Annotated in this window: 19 protein-coding genes; 8 read left to right on the top strand and 11 right to left on the bottom strand. The window is 61.7% G+C overall.

Features of this window, described 5'->3' with window-relative positions; translation table 11 throughout:
• Positions 1-37: 37 nt before the first annotated feature.
• The 7 genes from hflX to RG836_RS11940 all read right to left on the bottom strand — a co-directional run bounded on the left by hflX (position 38) and on the right by RG836_RS11940 (position 7,981).
• Positions 38-1,339: a ribosome rescue GTPase HflX gene (hflX, locus tag RG836_RS11970; protein WP_310845647.1), complete on the bottom strand. Its 1,302-nt coding sequence runs from the start codon at positions 1,337-1,339 to the stop codon at positions 38-40.
• A gap of 12 nt (positions 1,340-1,351) precedes the next feature.
• Positions 1,352-1,612 (bottom strand): RNA chaperone Hfq, encoded by a 261-nt coding sequence (hfq, locus tag RG836_RS11965; protein WP_007902656.1) that lies wholly within the window; start codon positions 1,610-1,612, stop codon positions 1,352-1,354.
• A gap of 93 nt (positions 1,613-1,705) precedes the next feature.
• Complete coding sequence (miaA, locus tag RG836_RS11960; protein ID WP_310845646.1) at positions 1,706-2,677, bottom strand: tRNA (adenosine(37)-N6)-dimethylallyltransferase MiaA; 972 nt, start codon at positions 2,675-2,677, stop codon at positions 1,706-1,708.
• A complete protein-coding gene (gene mutL / locus RG836_RS11955) occupies positions 2,677-4,587 on the bottom strand; it encodes a DNA mismatch repair endonuclease MutL (RefSeq protein WP_409078077.1) in 1,911 nt (636 codons plus the stop codon). Before mutL ends, miaA begins: the two co-directional genes overlap by 1 nt.
• A complete protein-coding gene (locus RG836_RS11950; protein WP_310845810.1) occupies positions 4,584-6,020 on the bottom strand; it encodes an N-acetylmuramoyl-L-alanine amidase in 1,437 nt (478 codons plus the stop codon). The genes mutL and RG836_RS11950 overlap by 4 nt, the downstream gene beginning before the upstream one ends.
• 3 nt (positions 6,021-6,023) lie before the next feature.
• A complete protein-coding gene (gene tsaE / locus RG836_RS11945) occupies positions 6,024-6,494 on the bottom strand; it encodes a tRNA (adenosine(37)-N6)-threonylcarbamoyltransferase complex ATPase subunit type 1 TsaE (RefSeq protein WP_310845645.1) in 471 nt (156 codons plus the stop codon).
• On the bottom strand, positions 6,482-7,981 hold the full coding sequence (locus RG836_RS11940) for an NAD(P)H-hydrate dehydratase (RefSeq protein ID WP_310845644.1): 1,500 nt from the start codon (positions 7,979-7,981) through the stop codon (positions 6,482-6,484). The genes tsaE and RG836_RS11940 overlap by 13 nt, the downstream gene beginning before the upstream one ends.
• A gap of 63 nt (positions 7,982-8,044) precedes the next feature.
• On the opposite strand from RG836_RS11940, the gene queG reads away from it, so the two are divergent.
• Positions 8,045-9,124 (top strand): tRNA epoxyqueuosine(34) reductase QueG, encoded by a 1,080-nt coding sequence (queG, locus tag RG836_RS11935; protein ID WP_310845642.1) that lies wholly within the window; start codon positions 8,045-8,047, stop codon positions 9,122-9,124.
• Here queG and RG836_RS11930 read toward each other — a convergent pair.
• The gene (locus RG836_RS11930) at positions 9,106-9,717 is read right to left on the bottom strand and encodes a trimeric intracellular cation channel family protein (protein WP_310845640.1); all 612 of its coding nucleotides are present in this window, start codon (positions 9,715-9,717) and stop codon (positions 9,106-9,108) included. The genes queG and RG836_RS11930 overlap by 19 nt on opposite strands.
• Before the next feature lie 193 nt (positions 9,718-9,910).
• Entirely contained in the window at positions 9,911-10,453 is a 543-nt protein-coding gene (gene orn / locus RG836_RS11925) for an oligoribonuclease (RefSeq protein ID WP_310845639.1), read from the bottom strand.
• 107 nt (positions 10,454-10,560) lie between these two features.
• Here orn and rsgA point away from each other — a divergent pair, with 107 nt between their 5' ends.
• The 3 genes from rsgA (at position 10,561) to RG836_RS11910 (ending at position 12,757) form a co-directional block, all read left to right on the top strand.
• The gene (rsgA, locus tag RG836_RS11920; protein WP_310845637.1) at positions 10,561-11,592 is read left to right on the top strand and encodes a small ribosomal subunit biogenesis GTPase RsgA; all 1,032 of its coding nucleotides are present in this window, start codon (positions 10,561-10,563) and stop codon (positions 11,590-11,592) included.
• Positions 11,593-11,954: 362 nt separating this feature from the next.
• Positions 11,955-12,239 carry a hypothetical protein gene (locus tag RG836_RS11915; RefSeq protein ID WP_310845636.1) on the top strand — a complete coding sequence of 95 codons (285 nt, stop codon included), beginning with the start codon at positions 11,955-11,957 and terminating at the stop codon, positions 12,237-12,239.
• Positions 12,239-12,757 (top strand): helix-turn-helix transcriptional regulator, encoded by a 519-nt coding sequence (locus RG836_RS11910; RefSeq protein ID WP_310845809.1) that lies wholly within the window; start codon positions 12,239-12,241, stop codon positions 12,755-12,757. Before RG836_RS11915 ends, RG836_RS11910 begins: the two co-directional genes overlap by 1 nt.
• 49 nt (positions 12,758-12,806) lie before the next feature.
• Here RG836_RS11910 and motB read toward each other — a convergent pair whose 3' ends face one another.
• Entirely contained in the window at positions 12,807-13,853 is a 1,047-nt protein-coding gene (motB, locus tag RG836_RS11905) for a flagellar motor protein MotB (RefSeq protein ID WP_310845634.1), read from the bottom strand.
• A gap of 3 nt (positions 13,854-13,856) precedes the next feature.
• Positions 13,857-14,708, bottom strand: a complete 852-nt coding sequence (gene motA, locus RG836_RS11900) for a flagellar motor stator protein MotA (protein WP_310845632.1) — start codon at positions 14,706-14,708, stop codon at positions 13,857-13,859.
• Positions 14,709-14,874: 166 nt separating this feature from the next.
• Between motA and RG836_RS11895 the strand changes: the two genes are divergently transcribed.
• From RG836_RS11895 to RG836_RS11880, 4 genes are all read left to right on the top strand, one after another.
• Positions 14,875-16,413: an HDOD domain-containing protein gene (locus RG836_RS11895; RefSeq protein WP_310845630.1), complete on the top strand. Its 1,539-nt coding sequence runs from the start codon at positions 14,875-14,877 to the stop codon at positions 16,411-16,413.
• 43 nt (positions 16,414-16,456) lie between these two features.
• Positions 16,457-17,272: a rhodanese-like domain-containing protein gene (locus RG836_RS11890; RefSeq protein ID WP_310845628.1), complete on the top strand. Its 816-nt coding sequence runs from the start codon at positions 16,457-16,459 to the stop codon at positions 17,270-17,272.
• 18 nt (positions 17,273-17,290) lie between these two features.
• Positions 17,291-18,151 carry an archaetidylserine decarboxylase gene (gene asd, locus RG836_RS11885; protein WP_310845627.1) on the top strand — a complete coding sequence of 287 codons (861 nt, stop codon included), beginning with the start codon at positions 17,291-17,293 and terminating at the stop codon, positions 18,149-18,151.
• A 184-nt stretch (positions 18,152-18,335) separates the two neighbouring features.
• Entirely contained in the window at positions 18,336-20,099 is a 1,764-nt protein-coding gene (locus RG836_RS11880) for a molecular chaperone (protein WP_310845626.1), read from the top strand.
• The last annotated feature ends 49 nt before the right edge of the window (positions 20,100-20,148 follow it).

The following is a 20,148-nucleotide window of genomic DNA, read 5'->3' as shown; positions in this document are numbered from 1 at the left end:
ATGCCTGCCATCACGGCACAACCGCTTCTTCAGGCTTTTATTGCAAAGTGTGTTGCTCGATGAACTCCGTCGGCACAAGGCCTTCGCGGCTGACCAGCCGGTTGAGCTCCGAGCGCGGCAATCGAACGGCCAGCAAGCTGACACCTTCTTCGTCGTATTCTTCTTTCTGCACCGCGCCGAGTTCGAAAAACTGCGCACGCAGCCGAGCGAATCGTTGCGGCAAGCGCAAGGTCCCCACAAACAACTCACTGCCCAGCAACTCGGCAATGGCCTGTTCAAGTAACTCCAGACCGTTGCCATCACGGGCTGACAGCCAGACCCGTTGCGGCTTGCCATCGGCATCGCGCTGGATTTGCGGCTCGACCCCTTCGAGCAAATCGAGTTTGTTATAGACCTCGAGGATCGGCAAGTCCTGGGCACCAATCTCGCCCAGCACCACCATCACTTGCTCGATCTGCAGCTGGCGATCCGGTTCGGCCGCATCGATCACGTGCAAAAGCAGGTCCGAGTTGCTCGACTCTTCGAGCGTAGACCGAAATGCCTCAACCAGCTTGTGCGGCAAGTGGCGAATAAAACCTACTGTGTCAGCCAGGACAATCGGCCCCAGGTCGTCCAGTTCCAGACGGCGCAGGGTCGGGTCCAGCGTGGCGAACAACTGGTCCGCCGCGTACACGTCAGATTTCGTCACGTTGTTGAAGAGTGTGGATTTGCCAGCGTTGGTATAGCCCACCAGAGACACAGTAGGGATATCCGCACGCGTGCGGCCACGTCGTGACTGTTCGCGCTGGCTGCGCACTTTTTCCAGCCGGCCCTTGATCTGTCGCAGGCGCACTCGCAGCAGACGGCGGTCCGTTTCCAGCTGGGTCTCGCCTGGGCCTCGCATACCGATACCGCCGCCCTGGCGCTCAAGGTGAGTCCAGCCACGAACCAGCCGAGTACTCATGTGGTCAAGCTGGGCCAGTTCGACCTGCAGCTTGCCTTCATGCGTACGGGCACGTTGGGCGAAAATATCGAGAATCAGACCGGTGCGGTCGATCACGCGACACTCGAAAACACGCTCGAGGTTACGTTCCTGGCTGGGTGTGAGGGTGTGATTGAAGATCACCAGATCGGCCTTTTCGGCATGGACCAGGTCGTGCAGTTCCTCGACCTTGCCGCTGCCGATCAGGTATTTAGCGGTTGGCCGATGACGCGGCACGTTAAAAAACGCAACGGTCTCGGCGCCGGCCGAATTAGCCAATTCCTGAAACTCCTGCGGGTCTTCGCGCGCCTCAGGGTCCTGTCCATCCAAGTGAACGAGGATGACTCGCTCACCACCACCGTGGCGCTCAAAGAACAAAGGAGACTCCTATCAGGCGTTACCTGGCTCAGCGTCACCCGCTTCGGATTCGGTTGCGCTAGGCAGACGAATTGGACGAACCGGCACCACTGTAGAGATAGCGTGTTTGTAAACCATCTGGCTGACGGTGTTTTTCAGCAGGATGACGAACTGGTCGAACGACTCGATCGTGCCTTGCAGTTTGATCCCGTTGACCAGATAGATGGAAACCCCAACTTTCTCTTTACGCAAAGTATTCAAGTAAGGGTCTTGTAGCGAATGCCCTTTTGACATGTGCCGCACTCCTTTAAGGATTCATAATAAAAATAGGTAATTCAGATGGCTTCGGCCGTCACACCCCCAAGGATAGACGGCAATTGCAAGGACTCAGCTCAATATGGAGATGGTCCCCAGGTATTTCAAGGCGCGCGGCAGATTGTCGCAATCCAGGCTGTCCAGCCACTGCAGGTCAGCCCAGCTGCGCAGCCAGGTGAACTGGCGCTTTGCCAATTGGCGCGTGGCGATGACTCCACGTTCCTGCATCTCGGCGTACGTCAGCTTGCCATCCAGGTAGTCCCAGACTTGGCGATAACCCACAGCGCGTATAGACGGCAACCCAGGGTGCAGGTCACTTCGCTCACGCAGGGCTACGACCTCGTCGATGAATCCCTGTTCCAACATCAAGGTGAATCTTTGTTTAATTCGCTCGTGCAGCACCTGACGGTTCGCCGGAGCGATGGCCAAGTTGGCGACAGTATAGGGCAATTGTGGGCGCCCCGAAGTGCCTGCGTCGGCACTTTGCGCTAATTGTTGCTGACGCAGCTCGGTCATGCTCTGACCGCTGACGCGAAACACTTCCAGCGCACGACTCAGGCGCTGCGGATCGTTCGGGTGAATACGCGCCGCCGACACCGGGTCAATAATCGCCAGTTGATCGTGCAACGCCTGCCAGCCAAGGCGCGCCGCCTCCTCTTCGATCTGCGCACGGACCTCGGAGTCGGCGGCCGGCATGTCCGCCAGACCGTCGATCAACGCCTTGTAATACAGCATGGTGCCGCCCACCAGCAGCGGTATCTTGCCTCGCGCGGTGATCTCGGACATGGCTTGCAACGCATCCCGGCGAAAATCCGCTGCGGAATACGCCTCGGCAGGATCGAGAATATCAATGAGACGGTGGGGGAATTGCGCCAGTAGTTCTTTCGAAGGCTTGGCGGTGCCGATGTCCATGCCGCGATAGACCAGCGCCGAATCGACACTGATCAATTCGCACGGCAGCACTTTGGTCAATTCGATGGCCAGGTCGGTCTTGCCCGCGGCGGTCGGGCCCATCAAGAAAATCGCCGGTGGCAACGGCTTCATCAACGACCGCGCAGAAACAGTTTGTCCAGATCGTCCAGGCCCAATTGGGTCCAGGTCGGTCGGCCATGGTTGCATTGGCCGCTGCGCTCGGTGTTTTCCATGTCCCGCAGCAGACCGTTCATTTCCGGCAAGGCCAGGCGCCGATTGGCGCGGATTGCACCGTGGCAGGCCATGGTGCCGAGCAATTCGTTGAGGTGCGCTTGAATTCTGTCACTGGTGCCGTATTCCATCAGGTCGGCCAGTACATCGCTGACCAAGCGTTCGGCCTCGGCCTGTTTGAGCAGCGCCGGGATCTGCCGGATCGCCAGGGTTTCCGGGCCGAGGCGTTGCAACTCGAAGCCCAGGCGCTGGAACCAACTGGCGTGTTCCTCGGCGCAATCGGCCTCGCGCTGGCTGACCGCCAGGGATTCCGGAACCAACAGCGGCTGACCGCTCAAGCCTTCGCTGGCCATGGCGATTTTCAGCCGTTCATACATGATTCGCTCGTGGGCGGCGTGCATGTCCACCAACACCAGCCCGTGGGCGTTCTCGGACAAAATGTAGATGCCCTTGAGTTGCGCCAAGGCGTACCCCAAGGGCGGCACATCGCCCTGACCGTCCGGCAACGCCGCGGCATTGGCCTCGGGCAAGGGCGCGAAAAACTCGCGATACGCTGCTTGGGCTTCGGCCGCTGGAACGGCCGACTGCGGGCGCGGCGTGTACTGGTACTGATAACCGGCCCCCGCTCCGGAACCCGGCGCGGTGTAGGTCGGCTGGGCCTGGGGTTGCTCCAGCAACGCATTGGCGGCCAGGCGCATTTCCCCTTGCGGGCCGAATTCACCGGCCTCGATACCGCTGGGCCGAACCATGCCCGGCACCGCCAGCGGCGCGGCCAGGTGATCTTCCGGCCGCACGTCGCCCAGGGCACGATGCAGAGTGCCGTAGAGAAAATCGTGAACCATGCGTCCGTCACGGAAACGCACTTCGTGCTTGGTCGGGTGCACGTTGACGTCGACCACCGCCGGATCAACCTCGAAGAACAGCACGAAGGTCGGGTGCCGGCCGTTGAACAGCACGTCGCGATACGCCTGGCGTACCGCGTGCGCCACCAGTTTGTCGCGCACCGCACGGCCATTCACGAAGAAATACTGCAAGTCTGCCTGGCTGCGGTTGAACGTCGGCAAACCGACCCAGCCCCACAGGTGCAAGCCATTACGTTCGATCTCGATCGGCAACGCCTGCTCAAGGAAGCCGCTGCCGCAAATCGCCGCCACGCGTCGGGCACGGGCGGCGTCATCGTGGGCTTCGTGCAGGCTAAGGATGGTTTTGCCGTTGTGACGCAAATGGAACGCCACGTCGAAACGCGCCAGCGCCAGACGCTTGATCACTTCTTGCAGGTGATCGAATTCGGTTTTTTCGGTCTTGAGGAATTTGCGTCGCGCGGGGGTGTTAAAGAACAGATCACGCACTTCCACCGAGGTACCGACCGGATGCGCGGCGGGCTGCACTCGTGGCGCCATGTCTCGGCCTTCGGTCTCGACCTGCCAGGCCTGATCGGCATCGCGGGTGCGTGAGGTCAGTGTCAGGCGCGCCACCGAACTGATCGACGCCAGGGCCTCACCGCGAAAGCCGAGGCTCATCACCCGTTCCAGGTCTTCGAGGTCGCGGATTTTGCTGGTGGCGTGACGTGCCAGGGCCAGCGGCAGGTCGTCGGCGGAAATACCGCTACCATCGTCGCGCACTCGCAACAACTTGACCCCACCCTGCTCAACGTCGACGTCGATGCGCTTGGCGCCGGAGTCGAGGCTGTTTTCCAGCAACTCCTTGATCACCGAAGCCGGACGCTCGACCACCTCGCCCGCGGCGATCTGGTTGGCCAGACGCGGACTCAGCAGTTCAATGCGCGCGCTGCTGTTCAAGACCTGATTCATTCTTTGGCCGCCAGTTCATTGCCAGGAATGGTCAAGGTCTGGCCCACTTTCAGCTCATCGCTTTTCAGGTTATTGGCGCTGCGCAGAGTGGCCGGCGACACCTGGTAGCGCACGGCGATCATCGCCAGGGTTTCGCCCGGGTTGACGCGGTGGTCACGCGGGCCTTGGGCGATTTTGCCAGAGTCACGCATCCAGGCAATGTAAGTACCCGGTGGCGGATTCTGCTGGAAGAACTGGCGCACACCACTGCTGATCGAACGGGCCAGGGCTTGCTGGTGGCTCGCCGCCGCCAGTTTCGAGGCCTCGTTGGCATTGGAGATGAAGCCGGTTTCCACCAGGATCGACGGGATGTCCGGCGATTTCAGCACCATGAACCCGGCTTGCTCCACACGTTGTTTGTGCAGCGGCGTGACCCGGCCGATGTTGCTCAAGACCTTCTGGCCAACGTTGAGGCTGGAGGTCAGCGAAGCGGTCATCGACAAATCCAGCAACACACCGGCAAGCATCCGATCCTTGTCATCGAGGCTGACGTTGCCGGCCCCGCCGATCAAGTCTGAACGGTTTTCGCTGTCGGCCAGCCAACGGGCAGTTTCCGACGTGGCACCACGATCGGACAAGGCAAACACCGAGGCGCCAAACGCGGCGGCGGAAGGTGCGGCGTCGGCGTGGATCGAGACGAATAGGTCGGCGCCCTTCTTGCGGGCGATTTCAGTACGACCGCGCAGCGGAATAAAGTAGTCGCCGGTGCGCGTCAGCTCGGCGCGGAAACCTTTCATGCCGTTGACCTGGCGTTGCAGCTCGCGAGCGATCGCCAGCACCACGTCTTTCTCACGCTGGCCACGGGAGCCAGATGCACCGGGGTCTTCACCACCGTGCCCGGCGTCGATCACCACAATAATGTCGCGCTTACCGGCCGGTGCCGGAGGTGCAGGCGGCAGTTTGACCGGTGGCTCGGTCGGTGTGACCGGCACCGCTGGAATGGTCGCCACCGACGGCGTCGGGGCGGGCGGCGGCGCGGCATCGGCGGCGTTGTCGAACAGGTCGACCACCAGGCGATTGCCGTACTGCGCGTTCGGCGCCAGGGTGAAGCTTTTCGGCGTCACGGCTTTTTTCAGGTCGATGACCACCCGCAAGTCAGTCGGCGTGCGTTGGGCCGAGCGCATGGCAGTAATCGGGGTATTGGCGGTCGAGACATTCAGCGGCGCGCCGAGGCTGGCACCGTTGATGTCGATCACCAGCCGGTCCGGGGCGGACAGGGTAAATACGCTGTGCTGCACAGGGCCGGTCAGGTCGAACACCAGTCGGGTGTTATCCGGCGCCCGCCACAAGCGAACGCTGTTGACCTTCGATTCAGCCACAGCGTCGACGGTCACCGCCAAAAGCAACACACCTACGGCAGCCACCAACGCGCGAAAGCGCATACCTAACCCCATCATCTAATTGGATTCCAATGCCAAAGCGGCACACCACGACTCGCCACGCGAGCCTTGCGGTAAAATTTTCAGCGAACGCCCGCTGCCATGCGCAGCAATGGTAATGGTCAGGTCAGGCTTTGGCAAAAAGCCTGCACCCTTATCTGGCCATTCGATCAGGCACAGGGCGTCGTCTTCGAAGTAATCGCGGATGCCAAGAAACTCCAACTCTTCCGGATCGACCAATCGATACAGGTCGAAATGGAAGGCGCGCATGCCTGCGATCTCGTAGGGCTCGACCAAAGTGAAGGTCGGACTTTTTACCGCGCCCACGTGGCCCAAACCCCGAATAATCCCCCGCGACAGGGTGGTTTTACCCGCCCCAAGGTCGCCTTCTAGAAAAATCAGACCCTGCCCTTGGGTGACACGGGCGATTCGCGCGCCAAAGTCGGTCATGGCCTGTTCATCGGCCAGGTACAGAATTACTTCAGACACGGTGCTTGCTCCTCCAACAACTGACGAATGGCTGGAATCAAATCACTGGCCGCCAGCCCACGGCCGTATTTACCTTGCTGGGCGCCGGCATTGGCGTGCAGCCAGACCGCCAGGCACGCTGCATCGTAGGCGTCGAGGCCTTGGGCCAGCAATGCGCCGACCAGACCGGCCAGCACATCGCCGAGCCCGGCGGTGGCCATGGCCGGATGGACCTGATGACATAACGCCAAACGGCCGTCGAGGCTGGCAATCAGGCTGCCGGCGCCTTTCAGGACTACAGTGGTCGAGTATTTTTTGCTCAGGGCTTGGGCCGCCGCCGGGCGATCAGCCTGCACTTGCGCGGTGGACAGGCCCAGCAGCCGGGCAGCCTCACCCGGATGCGGGGTGATCACGCTGTCTGTGGGCAGGGTCATGGTGCCAGCGCTGAGCAGGTTCAACGCATCGGCATCCCACACCTGCGGCATTGGCGCATTGGCCGCCGCCGACAGCAAGCTGCGCCCCCACGACGCCTGGCCCAAACCGGGACCGACCACCAGCACACTGACTTTCTTCAGCAATGCCATCAGCTGATTGGCCGAGTGCGTGCCCAGCGCCATGACTTCCGGTAGCCGGGTCAACGCCGCCGGGACGTGCTCCGGGCGCGTGGCTAGCGAAACCATCCCCGCACCGCTGCGCAAGGCGCTTTCGGCGCTTAGCAGGATGGCGCCGCCGAAACCGCGATCACCGCCGACCAGCAGCACATGGCCGAAACGTCCTTTATGGGATGCCGGCGCACGCGGTGCTACGCGAGGCAGGTTGCCGGGGTTCAGGCGTTGCGCCACGGCGGGGGCACTACTGACGATGGCCGTGTCGGCCTGCAAATCGTTGAACACCAGCTCGCCGACCTGGTCCGCCGCATCGCCGGTAAACAGGCCAAGCTTGAGGCCGATAAAAGTCACTGTCAGGTCAGCACGCACCGCCGAGCCGAGGACCTGGCCGGTGTCGGCACTTAAACCGGAAGGGATATCCACCGCTGCCACGGGCAAACCGATGGCATTGATCGCCTCGATGACTGCCGAATAAGGTTCGCGCACGTCACCGTTGAGGCCAGTGCCGAGCAAGGCGTCGAGCAGCACGCCGCGCAGTTCGCTGGACGGCGACCAGGCATCGATCGGCACGCCGGCCGCTAACGCATCGCGATAAGCCGCAGCCGCATCGCCCTGCAAACGGGACGGCTCGACCACTGCCAGCACCCGCACCGCCCAACCCGCACGCAAGGCCAGAGCGGCCACCAGGTAACCGTCACCGGCATTGTTGCCATGGCCGGCCAGCACCGTCAGTTCGCTGGCGTCCGGCCAGTGCCGGACCAAGGCCCGCCACATCGCACGCGCCGCTCGCTGCATCAATTCGAAGCCCGGCGTGCCGGCCGCAATCAGGCGCGCATCGAGCCCGCGAACCTGCTCTGCGCTGTACAGCGCGTCGGGTAAATCATCTTTAGTGTGCGGCATGCGTCTTCGGGCTCCGATGTCTGGCAGAATTATACGCACCTCAGCTCCGGTTTCTCTCGCCTCATGCCCGCTATGACCCCAGACCTCCCCGTTCTCGCACAATCGATCAAGGATTGGGGCCGTGAGCTGGGTTTCCAGCAAGTCGGCATCAGCGGCCTGGATCTTGGCGAGCATGAGCAACACCTACAGCGCTGGCTCGACGCCGGCTACCATGGCGAAATGGAGTACATGGGCGCCCATGGCAGCAAACGTTCACATCCGGAACAGTTGGTACCGGGCACCTTGCGCGTGGTTTCCCTGCGCATGGACTACCTGCCCGGCGATACGCAAATGGCGCAGATGCTCGGCCAACCGGAAAAAGCCTACGTCTCGCGTTATGCCTTGGGCCGCGATTACCACAAATTGATCCGTAAACGTGTGCAACAACTGGCAGAAAAAATTCAGGCCGTGATCGGGCCGTTCGGCTACCGGGCGTTTGTCGACAGCGCGCCAGTGCTGGAAAAAGCCATCGCCGAGCAAGCCGGGCTGGGCTGGATCGGCAAAAACACCTTGGTGCTGAACCGCAAGGCCGGCAGTTATTTCTTCCTCAGCGAGTTATTCGTCGACCTGCCGCTGCCCGTCGACCCGCCCCACACCAGCGAGCATTGCGGCCGCTGCACCGCCTGCCTTGACGTCTGCCCGACCAACGCCTTCGTCGGCCCCTACGTGCTGGACGCCCGGCGCTGCATTTCCTACCTGACCATCGAACTGAAAAGTGCCATCCCCGAAGACTTGCGACCGTTGATCGGCAATCGTGTGTTCGGCTGCGACGACTGTCAGATGGTTTGCCCGTGGAACCGCTTCGCCAAGCCATCGGGGGAGAGCGACTTCAAGCCGCGGCACAACCTCGACAATGCCGAACTGGCCGAGCTGTTCATGTGGGATGAAGACAAGTTCCTCAGCAACACCGAGGGTTCACCACTGCGTCGCGCCGGTTATGAACGCTGGCTGCGCAACCTCGCCGTCGGCCTGGGCAACGCACCGTCGAGCATCCCGGTATTGGAAGCGCTGAAAGCCCGCCGGGAATACCCGTCAGACCTGGTGCGTGAGCATGTGGAGTGGGCGTTGAAACAGCATGCCGAGCGTCAATTCTCATCGCTATAAACAAACTTCGGCATTTCCCAGTGAAAGCGGATCGCCAACAGGCGCAGCAGAAAGCCGCCGAACAGGGTGATGAGGATCGCTTGTTCGTTGGGCAGTTGCAGGTAGACGCAGAGCATGTAGCACCAAGCGGCGAGGAACGAGACGCTCGCATAGAGTTCGCGGCGGAAGATCAGCGGAATATCGTTGCAGAAGATGTCGCGAAGGATGCCGCCGAATACCCCGGTGATCACCCCGCTGACCGAGGCGACCAGCATGCCGTGGCCCATTTCCAGGGCGGTCATGCAGCCGATCAGGGTAAACGCCACCAGGCCGACGGCGTCGAGCACCAGGAACAGCGAGCGTAAGTGTCGCATCCAGCGTGCGGTAAACACGGTAATCATTGCCGCCACCGAGGTCAGCACCAGGTACTCCGGATGCTTGACCCAGGTCAGCGGGTAATGCCCCAGCAACACATCGCGCATCGAGCCGCCGCCGAGTGCGGTGATGCAGGCGATCAGCACCACGCCAAACCAATCCATGCCGCGACGTCCGGCAGACAGCGCACCAGTCATGGCTTCGGCGGTGATAGCGATCAGGTAGAGCATCAGCAGCATGAGGGCAGTCCTTGCACGGAGGCGCGCAGTCTAGCGATTTCGCCAAGACACCTGAAGACTCAGTGTGGCGAAGGAGCTTGCTCCCGCTGGAGTGCGCAGCGCTCCCCCTGCAACAGTCTCGACGCGACGTGGGTTCAGGGCCGCTTCGCGTCCCAGCGGGAGCAAGCTCCCTCGCCACAACAGCTCCGTGGCATCAAAACTTGATGAAGTGCTTGCGGTAGTGCTGCAGCTCGGCAATCGACTCGCGAATGTCGTCCAGAGCCAGGTGCGTGCTGCCTTTCTGGAAGCTGTCGCGCACGTCCGGGGCCCAGCGCGCGGCCAGTTCCTTGAGGGTCGACACATCCAGGTTGCGGTAATGGAAATAGCTTTCCAGCGCCTTCATGTGGGTATAAAGGAAGCGCCGGTCCTGGCAGATGCTGTTGCCGCAGATCGGCGACTTGCCCTTCGGCACCCATTTCTCCAGGAAGGCGATGGTTTCGGCTTCGGCTTCGGCCATGCTGATGCGGCTATCGCGCACCCGCTGGGTCAGGCCCGAGCCGCCGTGTTGACGGGTGTTCCACTCGTCCATGCCGGCGAGGATCTCGTCGCTGTGGTGAATCGCGATCACCGGACCTTCGGCCAAGGTGTTGAGGTTGCTGTCGGTGACGATGGTCGCCATCTCGATGATGACGTCGGTGTCCGGGTTCAGACCGGTCATTTCCAGGTCGATCCAAATCAGGTTCTGTGGGTTTTGCATATAAAAGCTCCTCGGCGTAGCTGCGCAGTTTAGCCTAGGCAATCGGCGGGGCGTGCTAAACTCGCGGCCGTTTTACCTAATCGCTGCATTCTCCATACGGAACACCCATGGCCAAACGCCAACTCAATCGTCGTCAAAACTGGCGCATCGAAAAGATTCAAGGCGAGCGCGCCGCCCGCGCTGCCAAACGCGAGTCCTCCGCCGTCGAGGCTTTGGAGGGCGGTGACCTGGGCCCGGAACAGACCGGCCTGGTGATCGCGCACTTCGGTGTGCAGGTCGAAGTCGAAGCGCGCGACGGCGAATTGGCCGGCCAGGTTTTCCGCTGTCACTTGCGCGCCAACCTGCCGGCGCTGGTCACCGGCGACCAGGTTGTCTGGCGTGCCGGCAACCAGGGCATCGGTGTGATCGTCGCGCAATTGCCGCGCAACACCGAGCTGTGCCGGCCTGACAGCCGCGGCCAGTTGAAGCCCGTGGCGGCCAACGTCGACATGATCGTCATCGTCTTCGCGCCACTGCCCGAGCCGCACGCTAATCTGATCGACCGCTACCTGGTCGCGGCCGAACACGCCGGCATTCGGCCCTTGCTGCTGCTGAACAAATTCGACCTGATCGACGAGCAGAACGCCCCGGCGCTTAACGCGCTGCTGGCGGTCTACCGCACGCTCGGTTACCCGGTGCTGGAAGTTTCGGCACACCACGGCAACGGCATGGAACAGCTGCAACAGCAACTGGACGGGCGCATCAGCGTGTTCGTCGGCCAGTCCGGCGTCGGTAAGTCGTCGCTGGTCAACAGCCTGCTGCCGGAAGTCGAAACCCGCGTAGGTCCGTTGTCTGAATTGTCTGGCCAGGGCACGCACACCACGACCACCGCGCGGCTGTTCCACTTCCCCGGCGGCGGTGAACTGATCGACTCCCCGGGCATCCGCGAATTCGGCCTCGGCCACGTTAGCCGCGCCGACGTCGAAGCCGGCTTCATCGAGTTCAACGACCTGATCGGCACCTGCCGCTTCCGCGATTGCAAACACGACCGCGAACCCGGCTGCGCCCTGCTCAAAGCCCTCGAAGACGGTCGCGTCCAGCAGCAACGCATGAACAGCTACCGCTCGATCATCGCCAGCCTGCCGGAAACCAGTTACTAAACCGAGCGTCTGGCGTCTCTAATCGAAGAGGCGCCGGGCTCAGGTTTCACCTCCCAAGCTCCCGCCACATCCGCGATGTAAGACTGCGGCATCCCCTTCCGCAGGACATTTCTCTTTATTCGCACAGGCCTTGTCAGCGCCATATCACTGATTAGATTCGAGCCCTCTGCACACTTGTGCGCAATCGAGGGACAAACATGCGAGACATCTACTCATCTATCCGTTGTTCGAATAGCCACTTCCAGGCCAACACCTTACGCCTGAAAACAGCGCAATCCCATGCCATCTAAATTAGCCCGACGATCCCAAAAAAGGTTGTCACTTGACAACCTGTAAGCTCATTTCGATACTGGAGCACATCAATGACGAGACCCTCCCATTCTAAAAAGGAGGTTGAGCAAGCACTCAGGCATGCTGAATCGCAAGGCTGGAGAGTGGAAGTCGGCGGTTCCCATTGCTGGGGTAAGCTCTATTGCCCTTACAACGACAATGAATGCCGCTGTGGAGAGTTTTGCATCGCCAGCGTCTGGAGTACGCCAAAAAATCCAGGCAATTTTGCGAAACAGTTAGTACGGGTGGTGAACAACTGCACAGCGCACCGTGCCAGGGAGGCAAAGGGGAAACACGTGGAAGTGGAGGAAAAATGATGGAATATGTTTTTACGTTGAAGTATCAACTCGCGACTGAAGATCAGGACACGGACTCGCTCGTCGAGCGCTTGGGTGACGGAGGTTGTGACGATGCGCTCATCGGCATAGGTCAGCCTGGCCGACTGGCACTGGAGTTTGTTCGCGAAGCTGCATCAGCGCAGGAGGCAGTCAACAGCGCGTTGCGGGATGTTCAAATCGCCAGCCCGGGCGCGCGCCTGATTGAGGTAACTCCGGATCTGGTCGGTTTGACAGATGTTGCAGAGATAATGGGCGTGTCGCGTCAAAACATGCGCAAGCTCATGCTTGCCCATCCCACCAGTTTCCCGGTGCCAGTTCATGAAGGCAGCTCTTCAATTTGGCATCTTGCAGAAGTCATGTGCTGGATGCAGTCCCGCGGAACCTACACCTTGGCTCAAAACGTACTGGATGTTGCTTGCATCGCGATGCAAGTAAATATCTCCAAGGAATATCAGCGAGTCTCAGAGAAGTACCAAACCCCACTGATCTTCGCCTGACAAGTTAACCGACAAAAAAAGCCGACATCACTGTCGGCTTTTTTGCTTTTTACGGTTTCGGCGCTTCTGCCGGTTTGGCGGGGTCGCCCGGCTTGGGCGCCGGGTCGTCGAACAGGTTGAGGCGTTCGCGCAATTCGTGGGCCGGGACCGGTTGTTGATCGGCCGGCAGTGCGTTTGGATCGACCGGTGTATCGCCAGGTGCGGCGGCGCCAGAATCTGGCGTGGCTGCCGGGGCATCGTGGTTGACACTTTGCGAACCTTCGATCGCGGCTTGGGCTTTCTTGGTCAGGACCACAATGTCGATACGGCGGTTGACCGGGTTGAACGGGTGCTCGCGGTCGAACAGCACCGACGAGGCATAGCCCACCACCCGCGCCACTTGCGCATCCGGGTAGCTGCCCGCCACCAGCGCCCGGCGTGCGGCGTTCGCGCGGTTGGCCGAGAGTTCCCAGTTGCCGTACTCACCGCTGCCGGTATACGGCTTGGCATCGGTGTGGCCGCTGATGCTGATCTTGTTCGGCACCGCTTTGATGGTGTCGGCCATGGCCAGCAGGATGTCTTCGAAGTACGGCTTCAGGCGTGCGCTGCCGGAGTCGAACATCGGCCGGTTCTCGGCGTCGCGAATCTGGATGCGCAAACCGTTCGGCGTGATCTCGAACAGGATCTGGTCCTTGAACTTCTGCAGTTGCGGGTTCTCTTCCACCTTGTTCTGCAGTTCTTGCAGGAGCAATTCCAGGCGTTCCTTTTCGACCATCTCGGCCATGCCTTCGGCCTGTTCGGCGTCGACCGTCACTTTGTCCGGCTGCGGCTGGGATTTCACCTCGGGGTTGAGGGTGTTCTCCGGTGCCAGGGTCGGGCTGCCGCCGAGGTCGATGATGTAAGGCGTGCCGCTCTCGGAGAAACCGACCGGGTCCTTGAAGTAACCGGCGATGGCGATCTTCTGTTCCGGGGTGGCCGTGGACAGCAGCCACAGCACCAGGAAGAACGCCATCATCGCCGTGGCGAAGTCGGCGAAGGCGATTTTCCACGCGCCCCCGTGATGCCCGCCCGCGTATTTTTTTACGCGCTTGATAATGATCGGCTGGTTATTTTCCATGACTTAACGACCGCGAACCGCTTGTTCCAGCTCAGCAAAGCTCGGGCGATGCGCCGGGTACAGAACCTTGCGCCCGAACTCTACCGCCAGCGACGGCGGCATGCCGGAAGCCGAAGCCACCAGCGACGCCTTGATCGCTTCGTAGATGTTCAGCTCTTCCTTGGCGTCGTGGGCCAGGGAATGCGCCAGCGGGCCGAAGAAACCGTAGGCCGCCAGAATACCGAAGAAGGTCCCCACCAACGCCGCACCGACGTGCAGGCCGATAGACGCCTGGTCACCCTCGCCCAGAGACGCCATGGTCACTACGATACCCAGTACTGCCGCGACGATACCGAAACCCGGCATGCCGTCGGCAATGCCATTCACGGCGTGGGACGGGTGATCGAGGTCTTCTTTGAGGCTGGTCAGCTCCATGTCGAACAAGCCTTCGAGCTCGTGGGGCGCCATGTTGCCGGACGACATGATGCGCAAGTAATCGCAGACGAACGCGGTCATGCGTTCATCCTTGAGCACCGCCGGGTACTTGGCGAAGATCGGGCTCGCGGCGGCATCTTCGATGTCGCCCTCGATCGCCATCATGCCTTCGCGGCGGCTCTTGTTGAGGATCTCGTAAATCAGCCCCAGCACTTCCAGGTAGAACGTGTGGGAAAAACGCGAACCGAACATGCTCAGGGACTTCTTGAGCACATGCATGGTCATGTAGCCGGGGTTCGCCTGCAGGAATGCACCCAGTGCGGCACCGCCGATAATCAGCACTTCGAAAGGCTGGATCAGAGCGGCAATCTTGCCGTGGGAGAGCACGTATCCGCCGAGCACGCTCGCGAATACGACGATGATGCCGATAATTTTAGCCATAGGTAGGAGAGCACTTACTGAGTCGGGTTCAAGGTCATATTCGGAAGTTAAAAAATCTCTTCTTCTACTTATCGGCAAAACTGCGCCAGACTATAGCCAGTTCCGGCGAAAAGCCAATTTGCCCCGTTCCGGGCGCTGATCCAGCAGACGATGACCGCCTCCCACCATGGCTAATGAAACGAACGTCACCTCTGTAAAACCGAACACGATTGAAGGCTGGGTCAAGCTGCTCGACGGGGTTCGCTTGCCGGTTCCGCAATCGAGTCATGACCGGGTTTGCCGGGCGATCGCCAACAATCGCAGCTCGATGCGCGACATCGCCGACCTCATGCAAGACAGCCCCGCGCTGGCCTTGAGCGTGATTCGCGAAGCCAACCAGCACACTCACGGCAGCATGACCGAGCCAGCGGAAAACCTCGAAGTGGCGCTCAATCGCCTGGGCCTCAAGCGCACCGAAGTGCTGCTCGCGCGCCTGCCCGCCCAGCCCGACGGCGATATCCCGAAAGCCCTGCGCCATTTACAGATGATCAGCCAGCACGCCACGCAACAGGCGAACGGTTTTTTTGCCGGACGCCTGGCCCGGCTGTGGCAGGACATTCACTGGGGCAGCCTGTTGTTTCTCTCGCCGCTGTGGCCGATGGCCCTGGCTCATCCGCAACTGCTGGAAGAGTGGGAACTGCGGGTGATCCACAAAGGCGAACGGGCGAGCAAGGTCGAGAGGCAATTGTTCGGCGTCAGCCTGCTGAAGATTTGCGAAGCCATGGTCAACCAGTGGCGCTTGCCGATCTGGGTCCAGCAAGGCTATCGGCTGCTGCTCAGCGAACAGCGCGAACTGGTGAAAGTGCTGCGCATCGCCCGCGACAGCGAGCATCCGCTGCGCCAGCAAAATCGCCTCGACGATGACCCGACGCTGCGTCGCTGGCTCAACCAGCCGGCCAACACAGTGCTGCTGGCCAACGGCCTGGCATTGTCGGCGCAGCAGGCTTGGGACAGCCCGCACAGCGAGCGCTGGCAGTACCTCACCAGCCTCTATTTGCAGATGTCGATGGACGAGGTGCAGCAGCAATTGCACCAACAGGCCGCCATCAGCGCCCGCCATCACGCCATGCCCGATTTGTGGCACCCGGCGCAGTCGCTGATCTGGCCCTGGGGCACGCGGCGCGTTCACAGTGGCCTGTTGCCGGCGGCCGCCCCCAACACCGACGACCTCGCCCACTGGCGCAAGCAGTGCGCGCAACTGTTGGCGGAACCGAGCCGCTTCAGTAACGCCATGCACCTGACCACGGCGGCGCGCGATGCCTTGGTCGCGTGCGGTATGCGCCGGGTGATGTTGCTGATGATCGACCGTAATCAAACGCACCTGCGGGTGCATTCACACGCCGGGCTGCCGGCGGAAACCGCCAGCCTGAAAATCCCGGTGGGCAAAAGTACGGTGCTGCAGCGGCTGCTGGCGCAGCAGGCGCAGGTGCGCCTGACGCCGGCCAACAACGCGCAATTTTCCGCGCTGCTGCCAGCGAGTCTGCGCGGGCTATTCGGCGGCGAACATTTGCTGTTGCGCTCGCTGGTCAATAACGACCGGGTGGTGATGCTGGTGGTCGCCGATCAGGGCGGTGGGCCGTTTTCGGAGATCACCGTGCAGGCCTTCGGCAAAACCGCGCAGTGCATCGAGAGAGCGCTGCACAGCTTTACCAATCGCAGCCACTGACGCTTGCGTTACAATCCGCCTCTTTGTGCTCTGGAGACCTCACATGTCTGACTTCTCTGGCTTGGCTTTGGTGATCGAGCCGAGCGACCTGCTGCCGCGCCTCGACGCCCGCGAACTGATTCTGGTGGACCTGACCAGCGCCGCCCGTTACGCCGAAGGGCATTTGCCCGGCGCGCGTTTTGTCGACCCCAAGCGCACCCAACTCGGCCAGCCGCCGGCGCCAGGCCTGCTGCCGCCGCAGGCAGCGCTTGAGGCATTGTTCGGCGAACTGGGCCACAACAAGGATGCGGTTTACGTGGTGTACGACGACGAAGGCGGCGGCTGGGCCGGGCGCTTTATCTGGTTGCTCGATGTGATCGGTCACACCCAGTATCACTACCTCGACGGCGGCCTGCTCGCGTGGCTGGCGCAAGGTTTGCCGGTCACGACGCAGATCCCCGAAGCGGTGGGCGGCCCGGTGCCGTTGACCCTGCTCGAAGCGCCCACCGCCACCCGCGAATACCTGCAAAGCCGCCTCGGCGCCGCCGACCTGGCGATCTGGGATGCCCGTGGACCGCTGGAGTTCTCCGGCGAAAAAGTCCTCGCGGCCAAGGCTGGGCATATACCCGGCGCGGTCAATTTCGAATGGACCGCCGGCATGGACCCGACGCGGCAACTGCGCATTCGTCGCGACATGCCGCAAATCCTGGAACAACTGGGGATCACCCCGGACAAAGAAATCATTACTCACTGCCAGACGCATCACCGTTCTGGCTTCACCTATCTGGTGGCCAAGGCACTCGGTTATCCGCGGGTCAAGGGCTACGCCGGCTCCTGGGGCGAATGGGGCAACCACCCCGACACGCCCGTCGAGATTTAAGGTTTTTAAGGACCGCACATGAATAAGCGTCTGTTTATCCTCAGCCAATACCTGCTGCCCCATCACCTGCTGTCGCGCCTGGCCGGTTGCGTCGCCGAGTGCCGTGTGCGCTGGTTCAAGAACGCCTTCACCGCCTGGTTTGCCAAGCGTTATCAGGTGGACATGTCCCAGGCACTGGTCGAAGACTTGACCGGTTACGAGCACTTCAACGCCTTCTTCACCCGTGCCTTAAAGGACGGCGCACGGCCGCTGGACCCGACACCGGGCGCGATCCTCAGCCCCGCCGACGGCGCGGTCAGCCAGTTGGGCCCGATCGAGCACGGCCGGGTGTTCCAGGCCAAGGGCCACAGCTTCAGCGTGCTGGAACTGTTGGGCGGTGACGCGGCCAACGCGGCGCCGTTCATGGGCGGCGACTTCGCCACCATTTACCTGTCGCCGAAGGACTACCACCGCGTGCACATGCCGCTGGCCGGCACGCTGCGGGAAATGGTCTACATCCCTGGGCGCATTTTCTCGGTCAACCAGACCACCGCCGAAAACGTCCCGGAACTGTTCGCCCGTAACGAGCGGGTGGCGTGCATTTTCGACACCGAGCGCGGGCCGATGGCCGTGGTGCTGGTGGGCGCGATGATTGTTGCGTCGATTGAAACCGTGTGGGCGGGTCTGGTCACGCCGCCGAAACGCGAGCTGAAAACCTTCCGCTACGACGAAGCCGCCCGCGCGCCGATTCACCTCGAAAAAGGCGCGGAGCTGGGCCGCTTCAAACTCGGCTCGACCGCCGTGGTGCTGTTTGGCCCGGACCAAGTGAAATGGGCTGAAGGCCTCGGCGCCTTGTCGCCGGTGCAGATGGGCCAGGCCCTGGGCCTGCCTAAGGCTTAAGCGCTTTAACCGGTCCCGCGACGAACTGTGCGGGATCGGTTATTTGCAGTATTTGCAACGCCCTCCCCGCTTCGCCAGCCCTCCTTTTCTGCGTGAAATCCGATACATCGTCCGACGAAAGCAGGCCATAGCTGCTAAGGTTTTCAGATCGCCCCCCTTTTCTTCGCCGGAGCCTTTGAACGGCATGACTCAGACCAGCCCCTACTCATTGCGGGCGCCTACGCCGATCCAGTTGCGACTGTCGTTCTGTGAACCCACCCCGCGTGATCTCAAACGCTGGATTGCCGGCCTGCCGAAAGCCAATATCGGCGAAACCGCGCGCCAGTTGTACCAAGGTCTCGGCGAGCTGAATCAACTGCTTACCCCCAGCGATAATCGCCTGCAGTTGCTCGAATTGCTGCGCCCGGAGGTGTACTACGTCTGTCAGCACCTAGAGCGGCATTTCCTGCACCAAGCCATCGTGCTGGACGAACGCTCGCGCAAAATCGCCAACCTGTGCCAGGCCCTGCAAAGTCAGTTAGCCATCGGTTACAAACAGATTGTGCTGCGGGTCGGCCCGCGCTTCAGTAAGGATCGCGCGGCGCTGTTGACCCTGGCGTTGCAACGGGCCAGCCACAGCCTCAAAGGGCCGCTGGTGCGCGCCACGCAGCTGTACTGTCCGCCACCCGAAGGGCTGTGGCGAGAGCTGCATCAGTTGTATCGCATCGGCTGCGAGCACCACTTGCAGCAACGCGTGGTGCGCGACGATCTGGCCAGCCTGGCCGGGGAGTTGAGCCTTGAACAAACCTACATCGCGGCCCTGCTGCTGGGCACGGCGCGTTGCAGCCAACTGCGGCAGAACCAGATCGCGCGCCTGGCGGAAGTGCTGGAACCCTGGAGCACTTGGCTGACACTGCGGCCATCCACCGACAGCCTGTTCGCGGTGCTGCCCGAACTGGACGCCGCCCCGCGTTACCGCAAACTGTTTCGCGCCGATCAGCCTGCACCCTTGCTGGCCTTTGACCCGCAGCCGCTGGTGGCAGCCATCGAAGCGCACTTGCAACGCACCACCACCGGCGCGCCATTGCCAGTGCCGGCGGGGCTGAGCCTGGACACCTTGCAGCACTTGCACGCGGCGTGGGGCCAGTCCGCCGAGCGCAGTTTCCAGCGCACTGTGGGCCAAGGCAGCCTGACATTGTGCGTGGGCATGAGTGCTCTGCATTTTTACCTTGGAGGCGAACAACCCTTCAGCGAAATGCTCAAGCACCCAGGGACGCGCGCCGCCGATTTCAGCGCCGAACTCCGCAAAAATCCACAGGACGGCTGGAGCCATGCCTTTGATGCCGCGCCTGACAGCAAGGGCGATCAATGGCTGCCCTATGAAGAGATCCAGTACGAACAACTGCAGGGCGACGAGGACGACACCACCCTCAACCCGCCGCACTACCCGACCTACGCGCTGCCGGTCATCAACCACAGCCCCGGCGGTTACTGCCTGGCCTGGCCGAAAGACGTGCCGCCGGAGTTGCAGGCAGGGGAAATGGTCGGCATTCAGGACAGCACCCATCAGGGCTGGAGCATCGCGGTCGTGCGCTGGATCCGCCAAGTGCGCGGCGGCGGCACGCAAATGGGCATCGAGTTGGTAGCCCCGCACGCCGAGCCTTGCGGTTTGCAATTGGTGCGCAACCAGGATGGCCACAGCCAGTATCTGCGCGGCCTGCTGCTTCCGGAGATCAGCGCCGTGGACTTGCCGCCGACCCTGCTCGCGCCACGCCTGCCGTTCCAGGAAGGGCAGAAGGTGATGATCAATACCCACGGCAATGAACGACGCGCCGGCCTCGACCGCCGGGTGTCCAGCACCCACAGTTTCAACCAGTTCGCGTATCGGGCCCTCGATACCGGCCGAAACGACAACGCCGCTAAAAGCGGCGCCGAAGAGGAGTTTGATTCATTGTGGGCGTCGCTCTAGCTCGGACGCCCTTTGTGGGAGCGAGCCTGCTCGCGAAGAGGCCCGCTAA

The organism is Pseudomonas rhizozeae (assembly GCF_031583775.1).
GTDB lineage: Bacteria > Pseudomonadota > Gammaproteobacteria > Pseudomonadales > Pseudomonadaceae > Aquipseudomonas.
The sequence above is the reverse complement of the archived record's forward strand: the minus strand, read 5'-3'. Positions and strand labels throughout refer to the sequence as shown.

Bases quoted from the DNA above. Each gene is read 5' to 3' on its own strand.
- RG836_RS11950 (WP_310845810.1), bottom strand. From the start codon at position 6,020: ATGGGGTTAGGTATGCGCTTTCGCGCGTTGGTGGCTGCCGTAGGTGTG.
- RG836_RS11910 (WP_310845809.1), top strand. From the start codon at position 12,239: ATGGAATATGTTTTTACGTTGAAGTATCAACTCGCGACTGAAGATCAG.
- hfq (WP_007902656.1), bottom strand. From the start codon at position 1,612: ATGTCAAAAGGGCATTCGCTACAAGACCCTTACTTGAATACTTTGCGT.
- RG836_RS11930 (WP_310845640.1), bottom strand. From the start codon at position 9,717: ATGCTGCTGATGCTCTACCTGATCGCTATCACCGCCGAAGCCATGACT.
- RG836_RS11915 (WP_310845636.1), top strand. From the start codon at position 11,955: ATGACGAGACCCTCCCATTCTAAAAAGGAGGTTGAGCAAGCACTCAGG.
- miaA (WP_310845646.1), bottom strand. From the start codon at position 2,677: ATGAAGCCGTTGCCACCGGCGATTTTCTTGATGGGCCCGACCGCCGCG.
- motB (WP_310845634.1), bottom strand. From the start codon at position 13,853: ATGGAAAATAACCAGCCGATCATTATCAAGCGCGTAAAAAAATACGCG.
- RG836_RS11880 (WP_310845626.1), top strand. From the start codon at position 18,336: ATGACTCAGACCAGCCCCTACTCATTGCGGGCGCCTACGCCGATCCAG.
- motA (WP_310845632.1), bottom strand. From the start codon at position 14,708: ATGGCTAAAATTATCGGCATCATCGTCGTATTCGCGAGCGTGCTCGGC.
- RG836_RS11890 (WP_310845628.1), top strand. From the start codon at position 16,457: ATGTCTGACTTCTCTGGCTTGGCTTTGGTGATCGAGCCGAGCGACCTG.
- asd (WP_310845627.1), top strand. From the start codon at position 17,291: ATGAATAAGCGTCTGTTTATCCTCAGCCAATACCTGCTGCCCCATCAC.
- queG (WP_310845642.1), top strand. From the start codon at position 8,045: ATGCCCGCTATGACCCCAGACCTCCCCGTTCTCGCACAATCGATCAAG.
- RG836_RS11940 (WP_310845644.1), bottom strand. From the start codon at position 7,981: ATGCCGCACACTAAAGATGATTTACCCGACGCGCTGTACAGCGCAGAG.
- rsgA (WP_310845637.1), top strand. From the start codon at position 10,561: ATGGCCAAACGCCAACTCAATCGTCGTCAAAACTGGCGCATCGAAAAG.
- RG836_RS11895 (WP_310845630.1), top strand. From the start codon at position 14,875: ATGGCTAATGAAACGAACGTCACCTCTGTAAAACCGAACACGATTGAA.
- orn (WP_310845639.1), bottom strand. From the start codon at position 10,453: ATGCAAAACCCACAGAACCTGATTTGGATCGACCTGGAAATGACCGGT.
- mutL (WP_409078077.1), bottom strand. From the start codon at position 4,587: ATGAATCAGGTCTTGAACAGCAGCGCGCGCATTGAACTGCTGAGTCCG.